The organism is Alphaproteobacteria bacterium LSUCC0719 (assembly GCA_040839025.1).
Classification (GTDB): domain Bacteria; phylum Pseudomonadota; class Alphaproteobacteria; order Puniceispirillales; family Puniceispirillaceae; genus UBA8309.
Map to the genome: position 1 here is coordinate 291,976 of JBFPJN010000001.1, position 11,610 is coordinate 303,585.

At 60.6% G+C, this 11,610-nt stretch carries 10 protein-coding genes; 1 reads left to right on the forward strand and 9 read right to left on the reverse strand.

The genetic code is table 11. The features are described from left to right. The first annotated feature begins 49 nt into the window (after window positions 1–49). Window positions 50–868 (forward strand): DUF1849 family protein, encoded by an 819-nt coding sequence (locus AB3X55_01400; GenBank protein MEX0502234.1) that lies wholly within the window; start codon window positions 50–52, stop codon window positions 866–868. Here AB3X55_01400 and AB3X55_01405 read toward each other — a convergent pair. The 9 genes from AB3X55_01405 to ruvX all read right to left on the reverse strand — a co-directional run bounded on the left by AB3X55_01405 (window position 865) and on the right by ruvX (window position 11,596). Beyond that, window positions 865–1,758 (reverse strand): ROK family protein, encoded by an 894-nt coding sequence (locus AB3X55_01405; protein ID MEX0502235.1) that lies wholly within the window; start codon window positions 1,756–1,758, stop codon window positions 865–867. The genes AB3X55_01400 and AB3X55_01405 overlap by 4 nt on opposite strands. Before the next feature lie 20 nt (window positions 1,759–1,778). Continuing rightward, complete coding sequence (gene rpmG / locus AB3X55_01410; protein ID MEX0502236.1) at window positions 1,779–1,946, reverse strand: 50S ribosomal protein L33; 168 nt, start codon at window positions 1,944–1,946, stop codon at window positions 1,779–1,781. Window positions 1,947–2,038: 92 nt separating this feature from the next. After that, window positions 2,039–4,309, reverse strand: coding sequence for a ribonuclease R (rnr, locus tag AB3X55_01415; GenBank protein MEX0502237.1), 2,271 nt, complete (start codon window positions 4,307–4,309; stop codon window positions 2,039–2,041). Next, complete coding sequence (gene topA / locus AB3X55_01420) at window positions 4,306–6,909, reverse strand: type I DNA topoisomerase (protein ID MEX0502238.1); 2,604 nt, start codon at window positions 6,907–6,909, stop codon at window positions 4,306–4,308. Before topA ends, rnr begins: the two co-directional genes overlap by 4 nt. Before the next feature lie 81 nt (window positions 6,910–6,990). After that, window positions 6,991–8,106, reverse strand: a complete 1,116-nt coding sequence (gene dprA, locus AB3X55_01425) for a DNA-processing protein DprA (GenBank protein ID MEX0502239.1) — start codon at window positions 8,104–8,106, stop codon at window positions 6,991–6,993. Between the two features lie 43 nt (window positions 8,107–8,149). Continuing rightward, entirely contained in the window at window positions 8,150–8,749 is a 600-nt protein-coding gene (plsY, locus tag AB3X55_01430; GenBank protein ID MEX0502240.1) for a glycerol-3-phosphate 1-O-acyltransferase PlsY, read from the reverse strand. Between the two features lie 3 nt (window positions 8,750–8,752). Then, complete coding sequence (locus AB3X55_01435) at window positions 8,753–10,045, reverse strand: dihydroorotase family protein (protein MEX0502241.1); 1,293 nt, start codon at window positions 10,043–10,045, stop codon at window positions 8,753–8,755. Beyond that, the gene (locus AB3X55_01440; protein ID MEX0502242.1) at window positions 10,042–11,010 is read right to left on the reverse strand and encodes an aspartate carbamoyltransferase catalytic subunit; all 969 of its coding nucleotides are present in this window, start codon (window positions 11,008–11,010) and stop codon (window positions 10,042–10,044) included. Before AB3X55_01440 ends, AB3X55_01435 begins: the two co-directional genes overlap by 4 nt. A gap of 88 nt (window positions 11,011–11,098) precedes the next feature. After that, window positions 11,099–11,596 (reverse strand): Holliday junction resolvase RuvX, encoded by a 498-nt coding sequence (gene ruvX, locus AB3X55_01445; GenBank protein MEX0502243.1) that lies wholly within the window; start codon window positions 11,594–11,596, stop codon window positions 11,099–11,101. Window positions 11,597–11,610 lie beyond the last annotated feature (14 nt).

Here is an 11,610-nt window from a genome sequence, read left to right on the forward strand (position 1 = left end):
TATTGAATTGCCGAAAAAACCGTCCCATGTCTGCAGTATGAAAAAGATCATGAAACCTGTCGCTTCCTCCGCTCTGGTCCTTTCCGCGCTTGTCGGTGGCTTGCTTGCCAACGCATCGTCACTGGCGGCGGGTGCCCCCGGCCCCCTTGTTGCCCACAAGGCGTTCTATGAAATGGAGATGGGCGAGAGGGTGCAGAATTCGAACATCGTCAGCGTTATGGGACGATCCGTTTTCGCTATGGAACGCGATTGCACCGGGTGGCGATCTGTCGAGGATTACATGATCCAGTTCGTTATCGAGAATGGCGGTGCGGACCGCGTTTTGTCGCATTTCGAAAGCTGGGAGGCCGACAGCGGCGACAAATACAGTTTCGACATCATGGAAGAATCCTCCTTTGAAGGCCGCAAGGATTTCGGAGGGTTCGTCCAGCTTGATACGGACAGCGCGGGTGAGGCGGTGTTCACAACCACTCCCGATACCGTGATCGACCTGCCGACAAACACCGTATTCCCGGTTCGGCACGTCCAGCGGATTCTGGCTCAGGCCGAGGCTGGCGAGAAGATGATTGCCGCAACTGTATTCACCGGTGCCGAACCGGACAGTGCGCTGATGCGGACCTCGACGGTTGTTGGCGGCTGGCGCGACGCACCCGGTGACGGGCTTGGCCAGCTTGGCGAAGACGGCTACTGGCAGATCAATGTCGCGTATTTCAAGCCATCGGCCACAACGTCCGAGCCGGAATATGTGATCAAATTCGAGATGCAGCGTAATGGTCTGGTGCGCGGCTACGAGATCGACTATGGCGATTTCAGCATCGAGGCCAGCCTGACATCTGCCGAGCCTGTGGAAACGCAGATCTGCGGCTAGGGACGGCTGTGCGCCTGTGCCAGCAAGCCGGCACCCGCAAGCAACGCACCATGTCCACGCTCACACCAGGTCAGACGGGTTCGTGACCGATCAACCTGAACATATCCGGGCCATTTTCGCGGCACGCGTTCGCACATCCGGGCTGCCAGCGGCGTCCGCCCGGCAAGAATGATCATGCCGGGGTCGATCAGGTTGATCATCGCGGCTGTGGCACGGCCAAGCCTGTCCTCAAACACCTGAATGGCGCTTTCCGCAACAATGTCAGTGGCTGATGCGGCCTCGGCAATCTGGGTGGCGGTGCGCCTTGTGCCGGTGACCCGTTCGTAATCTTTCTCAAGTCCGGATGTCGACAGGAACGTCTCGAGACAGCCATTGCGACCGCACCAGCAGGGCCTGCCATCAAGCTCGTGCGGAACCGGGGCGGGAAGCTGCATATGCGCCCAGTTGGCAGCCGCACCATGCGCACCCGAGATCACCCCGCCATTGGCCGCCAGCCCGCCATGACAGCTGCTGTCGATCCAGAGTGTGATTATCGGGTCGGAGGTGTCCTGTGCGGCATTGGCGTGAAAGGCCGCCAGAGCGTCGCCAAAGCCGGCCAGTGATACCTCGCGCGACAGCACCGACTGCAGATCACGACGAAGGTCTGTTCCGGCAAGATGTGCCAGCGGCGTGATACGCACATTGTTGTCCTGGATGATGGCTGGCACCGCGACGGCGACCGGCATCCGGGGCAGCGCGCCGTCAAGTGTTGCGACAAGGTCACCTATGGCGACCAGCCATTCACGGTAGTCGGTCTGCGGGGCCGGACATTCGGCGCGCGAAATGAAATCGCCGCCATCGGCAAGGATGGCGGCGCTGAAAGTCTGGTTGTCTATCGCAAGGCCGATCATGGCCGATGTGACAACAAAGGCTATTTGATCTTGGCTTCGCGGAACAGCACGTGCTTGCGTGCCTTCGGATCATATTTCCGCACTTCGAGCTTTTCCGGCTTGGTGCGCGGGTTTTTCTTGGTGACGTAGAAATAGCCGGTGTCGGCGGTGCTGACCAGTTTGATCTGCAGGGTTGCTGGCTTGGCCATAGCTCTGGCTCCTTATCTGGCGACAGAAAGCTGTCGAGATGTCTAAAAACTGCGCGCAAAGTGGGGGAGACGCCGCATTTTGTCAAGCCTGATCAACCTGTGCGAGTTTTACGTTTGCCCTTTGGGTTGCGGTTTTTTCCAGACTTGTGCGTGTGGCCGCGCGTCTGTCCTTTGTTTCGGGGGGATTTTCGGCCTTTTCTGCCGGTGCTGCCATCCGATCCTCCACCGACATAGGCCAGCAGAATGCCGCCACTGACAGGCGTCACCTCGACAACAAGAACATCCATCCTGTCGCCTACCGCAACGCCCAGCCCATGATGCCGCCCCCGCATCCGCATGCCGCCATCATCGATGACATAATAGTCATCCGGCAATGAGCGCATGGGCAGAAATCCGTCCGCCGCGCCATCATTCAGAGTGATAAAGGCGCCGGACCCGGTAACACCGGCAACGATCCCTTCGACAACATTTCCGGTCTGGCTGGCAAACAACGCCGCGGCAAAGCGATCGATGGTTCGGCGCTCGGCGGCGGCGGCGCGTGATTCTGTTTCCGAGATATGTTCACAGACATCCACCAGATCATGTGCGGCAACCCCGCCAAGCCCGTCCCGCGGCATGCCATCGGAGGCCAGCATGTCGACGAGTGCCCGATGCACCAGCAGGTCAGAATAACGTCTGATGGGCGAGGTGAAGTGCGCGTAGTCACGAAGGGCCAGCCCAAAATGACCAATATTGTCAGTGCTGTAGACAGCCTTTGCCTGGCTCCTCAGCACGGCCTCGTTGATCATTTTTTCATCAGGTGTGCCGGCGACATGTGCCAGAACCGCATTGAAATGATGTGGCCGGAGAACCTGTCCTCGTGCCAGCCGCGCCCCTACAGCCGCGGCCAGATCATGCAGCCCGTCCGCCCGGTCGGGATCGGGCCTGTCATGAACCCGAAACACACAAGGACGTTTGGCGCTGATCAATGCCTGTGCCGCCGCGACATTGGCCGCGATCATGTAATCTTCGATCAGCCGTTGCGAATCGCTTTGTGCCCGCTGCACAATCTCCACCGGCAAGCCGTCATCATCAAGACGCACACGCCGCTCTTTCAGGTTCAGGGCCAGAGGCTGGCGGTCCTGGCGTGCCGTGTCGAGCGCCTTCCAGGCGCCGAAAAGATTGGTCAGCCATGTATCGTCGGCGCCGGCGTCCTCGGCGGTCATGTCGCCTTCATGCCAGGCCTGTACCTGATCATAGGTCAAACGCGCCGCAGACCGGATCAAGGCCCGCGTGAAACGATAGGTTTTCATCACCCCGGCGGCGGTAAAGCGCATTTCCACAACCATCGCGGCGCGGGGTTCATGCGGGCGAAGCGAGCATAGATCGTTCGACAGCGCCTCCGGCAGCATCGGCACGACGCGATCAGGAAGATAGACCGAGTTGCCCCGTCGCCGCGCTTCGGTGTCCAGAGCCGATTTCGGGCGTACATAATGCGCAACATCGGCAATCGCCACGCTGACAAGCCATCCGCCATCGGTATCCGGTTCGGCATGGACCGCGTCATCAAAGTCACGGGCATCAGCACCGTCAATGGTAACAAAGGGACGGTCGCGAAGATCGGTCCGTCCGCGAAGATTGGGAACCGTCATGCCATCCGTTTCGGCTGTCGCGGCATCCGGGAAGACGTGCGGAATGTCGAACTCGGCAAGGGCGAGCGCGCTGAAGGCGCCGGGTGCGTCTGCCGGACCAAGATTGTCGATGACCCTGGCAGTCTTGCCGATATAGCCGCGCCGTGGCAGCAGTTCCGCCTCGACAAGCTCGCCTTCCCTGGCCGGCACATCACCATTGCGCTCAAGCATGATGGTATCGCGTCCACCACGGTCCGCCTGTTGCAGGATCAGGCCACCCCGCCCGGTGGCAACGGTGCCGAACAACCGGCGTGGTGCTGAATCCAGAACCCTGATGATCCGCCCTTCATAGCGCGCACCGCTGATTCGCTTCAGGCGCGCCAGCACCTGTTGTCCGACCCGTGCGGTGCGGCCGCCGCGCTTTTCAGCCACCAGCCTGACAGACGGGGCAGGGCCCGATGTCTCGATCGCGGGAACAGCCAGCATGGTGCCATCACGGTCGATCTTGCGGACAATCAGCACCGTGGTTTCGGGAAGCTGGTCGGGTGCGGCGATACGGCGGCCCGGCTGTCTGGCGATACGTCCCTGTTCAGCCAGTTCGCGCAAGCGTCGGCGCAGTGGTGCGCGGGCTTCCTGTGGCAGGTTGAAGGCACGCGCCACCTCCTTTACCGAAGGTGGTGCATCGCAGCTGTCAATGAAATCGAGAATGGCGCTGTCAGACGGCAGCCCCTCGACCGGCGGTCTGTCGGTCACGAAGCCGCTTTCTTGGTGGAGGCTTTCTTGGCGGATGCCTTCTTGGCCGGGCTCTTCTTGCGGGCACCGCCGCCGCGTGCAGCCTTCTTCTTGGTCGTCGGTCTGGCGGCCTTTTCCGCCAGCAGGGTGATCGCCTGCGCCAGATCGACCTCGCTCATCTCGGTACCGCGCGGCAGCGTGGCCCGCAGCTTGTTATGCTCGACATAGGGTCCGAAACGCCCGGCTTTCAGATGTACCTCGCCGCCAGTCGGGTGTTCGCCAAGCAGGCGGCCACGTTTCTTGGCTGATTCCGCCAGCAGGTCGACAGCCCGGTTCAGTCCGATTTCCAAAAGATCGTCACCATCCCTCAGGCTGGTGAAACTTCCCTGATATTTCAGATAGGGCCCATACCGGCCAAGCCCCGCCTGGATCATGTCACCGCTTTCGGGATGGGGTCCGACATCTCGTGGCAGTGACAGCAGCTTCAGTGCGTTTTCAAGGTCAACGCTGCCTGCAGACATGCCTTTTGGGAAGGACGACCGTTTCGGTTTCTTGGTGTCAGGTTCGCCCAACTGCACATAGGGGCCATAGGGGCCATTGCGGACATAGACGGGCAGGCCGCTGTCCGGATCATCGCCAAGATGGCGGTCACCGACGACACCGGCATCGGCATCCTCGTCCGTGCCGTTGGTAACAAGCTGGCGCGTGAATTTACATTCCGGATAGTTCGAGCAGCCGATGAAGGCACCAAATTTGCCAAGCCGCAATCCAAGTCTGCCACCCGCGCAATTCGGGCAGCTTCGCATCAGCTCTCCCGAGTCATCCTTCTTGAAGAAATGCGGACCCAGATCCTCGTCCAGAACATCGATCACATTGGTGATCGTCAGCTCGCTGGTACTGTCGATGGCTGCCTTGAAGTCGCGCCAGAACTGCGCCAGCAGCTGTTTCCAGTCGAGCTTGCCGTCGGATACGGCGTCCAGCTGACCTTCAAGCTTGGCTGTGAAATCATATTCGACATAGCGGCTGAAGAAACTGTTCAGGAAGGTCACAACAAGGCGACCACGATCCTCGGGAATGAATTTGCCGCGATCCTTGATCACGTAATCGCGATCCTGAAGCACCTGAATGATAGAAGCATAGGTTGAAGGCCGGCCAATGCCGAGTTCTTCCATCGCCTTGACAAGGCTTGCATCGGTGAAGCGTGGTGGCGGCTGTGTGAAATGCTGTTCTGGAACCACCTTTCGGGTGGCCAGGGATTCCCCCTTGTCGACGCCCGGCAGGATGGCGTTGTCATCGGTCTTGTCGGTTTCGACCTGATCGGAGGCTGAATCCTGTCCTTCCTGATAGACGGACCTGTATCCGTCAAAGACAACGACTCGGCCACTGGCCCGCAAGGTTACGCTTTGGGAACGATTGGTTATGTCGATCGCCGTCTGGTCGAGTTCGGCGGATTGCATCTGGCTGGCAATGGTGCGCTTCCAGATCAGGTCATACAGCCGCGCCTGATCGTAATCGAGGTAGTCGCGAATGGAATCAGGTGTCCGTGCCGCGTCTGTCGGCCGGATGGCTTCGTGGGCTTCCTGGGCATTCGCGGCGGCGGTGCGATAGACGCGGGGCGTGTCGGGAAGATACCGGTTGCCGAACCGCTGGCCGATTTCAGCGCGGACGGCACCGATGGCCTCGCTGCCAAGCTGAACGCCATCTGTCCGCATATAGGTGATCAGGCCGGTGGTTTCGCTGCCGATATTTATCCCTTCATACAGACGCTGCGCGATCTGCATGGTCCGGCTGGCCGAAAAGCCGAGTTTGCGCGAGGCTTCCTGCTGCAATGTGGATGTTGTGAAAGGCGGCTTCGGGTTTTCGCGGATGCGGCGGGTCTGGATATCGGCGACCTGAAGCGCCTCGGCGTCGATGGCAGCTGCCGCGGCGATTGCCTCAGTCTCGGTGCCGATATCAAGCTTGCCGAGTTTCTTGCCGTTCAGATGTGTCAGGCGGGCCTTGAAATTGCGGCCATCAGCCTTTCCGAGTTCGGCTTCGACTGTCCAGTATTCCTGCGCGATAAAGGCTTCGATGGCGGCTTCGCGTTCGCAGATCAGGCGCAGCGCCACCGACTGCACGCGGCCGGCCGAGCGCGCGCCCGGCAGTTTGCGCCACAACACCGGTGAAATCGAGAATCCGACAAGATAATCGAGGGCGCGTCTGGCGCGATAGGCGTCGATCAGTTCTGTGTCGAGGGCGCGCGGCTGTGCCATGGCGGCGAGGATCGCGCTTTTCGTGACCTCGTTGAAGACCACGCGTTCAACCGGCTTGTCCTTGATCAGCTTGCGATCCTGCAGCAATTCCAGAACGTGCCAGCTGATGGCCTCGCCTTCGCGGTCGGGGTCGGTCGCCAGGATCAGCCTGTCGGCATCGCGCAGCGCTTTGGTAATGTCGCTGATATGGCGTTCCGAGCCGCTGGAGACCTGCCATTTCATGGCAAAATCCTCATCAGGCAGCACCGAGCCGTCCTTGCTTGGCAGGTCGCAGACATGCCCATAGGACGCCAGAACCTTGTAGTCATCCCCAAGATAACGGTTGATGGTTTTGGCTTTGGCAGGTGATTCGACGATAACGAGTTTCATGAGCGGCCCTGTTGTCTGAAACCCGCAAATAGTACCTAACACACATTTTGTCAAAGCCCCTCCGTAGATATGGATCGTGTTTCAGGTGCCAAGCACCAGACAGACACGGCTGCCGTGATGGCGGCTGATGCGGCCGGCAAGCTCCAGTTCCAGAATGGCCGCCAGCACCGTTGCGGTAGGGGCATCGCACCATCTGATGACCTCGTCGATATCGGTACTTTCCGGTCCAAGGGCATCCAGAATGGTCTCTCGGCACCGGTCAATGCTTTCCGGTGTGCCGGGGGACAGGCGGGCATCACGCCAGTCCTGGGGGTCCGGGGCGCTGGCACGGCCGGGGCGTGACAGACATTCCAGAATATCGGCAACGCCACGCACCAGTGTCGCCCCCTCGCGGATCAGATGGTTACAGCCTGCCGAGCGGGGATCCAGGGGCGATCCCGGCACAGCCATGACCTCGCCACCACGTTCGCCTGTTTCGCGTGCCGTAATCAATGAACCGGACCGTTCTGCCGCCTCGACGACAATGGTGCCAAGCGCCAGACTGCCGATGATCCGATTGCGGACCGGAAAGTGGCGAGGTGTTGGCTGGGTACCGGGCGGCATTTCGGCGACAATCAGGCCGGTTTCGCCAATGGCCTGTTGCAGATCGGCATTCTCCGGCGGATAGAGGATGTCGATGCCACCAGCGATGACAGCAATTGTTCCTTTCGCCAGCGCTCCATTATGCGCGGCAGCATCAATGCCCCGCGCAAGACCCGAAATCACCACATATCCCTCGGCTGCCAGTTCATCGGCCAGGCTCTGGGCAAGCCGCTGTGCGTTGATCGAGGCATTGCGGGCACCGACGATGCCGACGCAAGGCCGGGTCAGAAGATGGACCGCACCCTGCGTCGACAGAACCGCCGGCGCATCGTCGAACTGCGCCAGACGATCAGGATAATTGTCGGCACCCTTGAACAGCAATGTCGCGCCGATGGCCGCATTGGCGTCAAGCTCGGCCTCGGCAACCGATCTGGGGGCCGGTTTCAATGTGCGCCCACCCCGTTTTGCCAGCTCAGGCACGGCACGCAGCGCCTCGACCGCACTGCCATAGCGTTGCAGCAGCAGGCTGAATGTCATCGGGCCGATATTCGGCGTGCGGATCAACCGCAGATGGGCGATTTGTTCCTCATGGTCCATCCTGCCGGTATAAGGCATAAACCTGAAGGAATGATTAACGCTTTCGGATTATCGGAAATGTCTATTTGGCGCCGATGCGACTTTCCGTTCCGGCCAGAAGGCGGCCTATATTGGCATGGTGACGGATCCAGCTGAGGGCGCTCATGGCAATGACGGCACCAAAGATCGGTGGTGGCAGCTTCAGCGCCACCGCGGCAACGCTGCAGGCAAGGGTTGCGACAAGCGCTGCCAGTGATGAATATCGGGTCAGCGCGGCGGTGCCGATCCAGAAACCTATAAAGACAAGGCCAAGCTGCAGGTCGAAGGCTGCAAAGGTGGCGACGCAGGTGGCCACCCCCTTGCCGCCGCGGAATTTCAACCAGACCGGAAAACAGTGCCCGACCACCGCCATCATGCCGCCAAGACCGGTCAGCAGCGGGTCCGATGTCGCATAGGCGGTTCCCAGCACGACCACCGCGCCCTTGCCACCGTCAAAGATCAGCGTCAGCAACGCCAGCCCCTTGCTGCCGGTGCGAAGCACATTTGTGGCGCCGATATTGCCGCTGCCGACAGCACGAATGTCACCTTTGCCGGCAAGTCGCGTGAAAATCAGGCCAAACGGCACCGACCCGGCCAGATAGGCAATTGACGCTATAACAGCGAGTTCAAAGCCGAACATCATCGATCATGTCCGGAGAAATACCTGGGTGCCACCAACCCAGCTTGCTGTCACACGGCCCTGAACGGGCAGGCCTTCAAACGGGGTCACGCGCGAGGTGGACGCAAAGTCGGCGGCGCGAACCACCCAGCTTGCCTGCGGATCGAACAGCACGATGTCGGCGGTCGCGCCTTCGCGCAGCATCCCGCCCTCAAGGTCAAGGATTGTCGCTGGAGCGAGGCTGAGAAGTTCCATTGCGCGTAACAGAGGCAGATGCTCGCGATGGACAAGTGAAAGCGTCATCGCAAGAAGCGTGTCGAGACCCGAAGCTCCGGGCTGGGCCGGGCCGAATGGCTGCGCCTTGGCATCACCATCGACAGGGATATGGTCTGATGCGATGGCATCGATCGTGCCGTCGGCAAGGGCGTCTATGACAGCCTGGCGATCATCCTCGGACCGCAATGGCGGGGCCAGCTTGAAGGCCGTGTCATAGGTGCTGACCGACAGCTCGTTCAGCATGAAATAGGGCGGGGCGGTATCGGCCGTGACCGGCAATCCGTCATTCTTGGCGCGGCGGAGTGCGTCGACCGCGGCGCGGGTCGATACATGCGCAGCGTGATAGCGGGCGCCGCTCAGCCTGACCAGATGCATGTCGCGGTCGATGATCATCGCCTCGGCTTCCGCTGGCGCGCCAATCAGGCCAAGTCGTGTCGATGTCTCGCCTTCGTTCATCTCGCTGCCAGCGGTCAGGTTGTGGTCCTCACAATGCTGGATGAAAGGGCGGTCAAGCATGCTGCAATAGGACAGCACACGCCGCATCACAAGACTGTCCATGATGGTCCGGCTGCCGTTCGCAAAGCCAACCGCGCCGGCATCCGCCATCAATCCAAGCTCGGCCATGGCATGACCCTGCAACTGGCGGGTGGCAGCGCCATACAGAAACAGGCGTGCGCCCTCGATCCGGTTGGCGCGAAGGCTGAGGGAGTCGATCATGCTGGCATCATCGACCACCGGGCTGACATCGGGCAGGGCGACAATACTTGTAATTCCCCCGGATGCAGCCGCCCGCAGCAATGTCGACAGATCCTCCAGATGTTCTGCACCCGGGTCGGCCGATTGTACCCGCATGTCGATCAGGCCTGGTGCCAGACAGGCACCGGCGCAGTCATGCGCCTGCGTCGCGCCGTTCACCAGCGCCTCCGGAGCGGCGCCGGCGCCGACCGCAGAAATGGTGCCATCGGTCACCGCGACATAGCCGGGTTCGTCTCGTGCCGCCGCAGGGTCAAGCACCCGCGCGTTGTGGAGCAGCAGATCGGTCATGACGCGCCACCAGTGCCGACAAGCGCCTCAAGGCACGCCATCCGTGCCGCGACGCCGATTTCCACCTGGGTGCGGATCAGGCTTCTTTCAACATCGTCAGCCGTGGCGGAATCAATCTCGACGCCGCGATTCATCGGTCCGGGATGCATGATCAGCGCCTGTGGGGCGGCCCGCATCAGCTTGTTGCGGTCTAGCCCAAACAGATTGAAATATTCACGCTGTGACGGTGTTTCGGTGCCTTCCATGCGTTCGGTCTGAAGGCGCAGCATCATCACGATATCAACCCCCTCGATCCCGGCTTCGAGATCGGTAAAGACATCCACTCCCATCGCATCTATGGCCGCAGGCAGAAGTGTTGTCGGGCAGACCAGCCTGATTTCAGCGCCGAGTGTCGACAGCAGATGGATGTTTGATCTGGCAACGCGGCTGTTGGCGATGTCCCCGCAAATGGCGATCTTCAGCCCTTCGATTCGGCCAATCCGGCGCTTGATGGTCAGCGCGTCGAGGAGTGCTTGTGTGGGATGCTCATGCCGCCCGTCGCCGGCATTGATCACAGCCGCGTCAACATGCTGGCTCAGCAATTGGGCCGCGCCGGAGCAATTATGCCGGACGACCAGAATATGAGGGTGCATCGCATTCAGTGTCGTTGCGGTGTCGAGCAGCGTTTCCCCTTTTTTGACCGATGATCCGGCGACATTGATGTTCAGCACCGATCCGCCCAGATTCTTGGCCGCCAGTTCAAATGACACGCGCGTTCTTGTCGAATTTTCAAAGAAAAGATTCAGCACGGTACGCCCGCGCAGCACTTCAGAGAGCGGTGGTGCAAACCTGTTGTCACTCTGGATGATATCGGCAAAGACATTGCCGCGATCGATCAGACTGTTGATTTCGAGGGGGTTCAGACCTTCGATCCCCAGCAAATGACGGGATGACAACCCGGCTGGCGGAGCCGTGGTGGATGCCATGTCGCCGGGGGCGGCGGGTCCGGGTGCGCGCGTAGGTGTCATGAAAGCCAGCTTATAGTCACGATTGGCCGTAGACGTCCAGCGGAAATCAGGCTGAATGGGTGACCGTGCCCTGAATCCGGTCGAGCGCGGCCTGAAGAATCCAGCCCGCCGCCAGCGCATCACGTCGGACCGCGCGGCGCGCCCGCGTCATGTCGGCCTCCAGCATCGCGGATTCGACCGCCTGGGTCGACAGCCTCTCATCCTGAAAGCTGATGGGCAGATCACGGATGCGAAGAAGGGCATGGGCAAAATCGCGCGTGGCATCGCAACGTGGTCCTTCGCTGCCATCCATGTTCACCGGCCAGCCGATGATCAGCCCGCCAACACCCTCATCATCCGCAAGGGTGAACATGGTCTCGGCATCCGGGGTGAATTTCTTCCGCCACAGGATTTTCAGCGGGCTTGCGACGCTGAGCGAGGAATCCGAAATGGCCAGCCCGATTGTCTTCTTGCCGACATCGAGTCCAAGGAGCCGTTGGCCCGGCGAAAGCGTCGCGGGCATATCGTTGAGCTTGCAGATCGCCATGTGCGGTGATAGATGCATCCTGTTTTCTATTA

Excerpts from the sequence above, each read along its gene's own strand:
- AB3X55_01405 (MEX0502235.1), bottom strand. The coding sequence starts at position 1,758 with ATGATCGGCCTTGCGATAGACAACCAGACTTTCAGCGCCGCCATCCTT.
- AB3X55_01400 (MEX0502234.1), top strand. The coding sequence starts at position 50 with ATGAAACCTGTCGCTTCCTCCGCTCTGGTCCTTTCCGCGCTTGTCGGT.
- rpmG (MEX0502236.1), bottom strand. The coding sequence starts at position 1,946 with ATGGCCAAGCCAGCAACCCTGCAGATCAAACTGGTCAGCACCGCCGAC.
- ruvX (MEX0502243.1), bottom strand. The coding sequence starts at position 11,596 with ATGCATCTATCACCGCACATGGCGATCTGCAAGCTCAACGATATGCCC.
- dprA (MEX0502239.1), bottom strand. The coding sequence starts at position 8,106 with ATGCCTTATACCGGCAGGATGGACCATGAGGAACAAATCGCCCATCTG.
- plsY (MEX0502240.1), bottom strand. The coding sequence starts at position 8,749 with ATGATGTTCGGCTTTGAACTCGCTGTTATAGCGTCAATTGCCTATCTG.
- AB3X55_01440 (MEX0502242.1), bottom strand. The coding sequence starts at position 11,010 with ATGGCATCCACCACGGCTCCGCCAGCCGGGTTGTCATCCCGTCATTTG.
- AB3X55_01435 (MEX0502241.1), bottom strand. The coding sequence starts at position 10,045 with ATGACCGATCTGCTGCTCCACAACGCGCGGGTGCTTGACCCTGCGGCG.
- topA (MEX0502238.1), bottom strand. The coding sequence starts at position 6,909 with ATGAAACTCGTTATCGTCGAATCACCTGCCAAAGCCAAAACCATCAAC.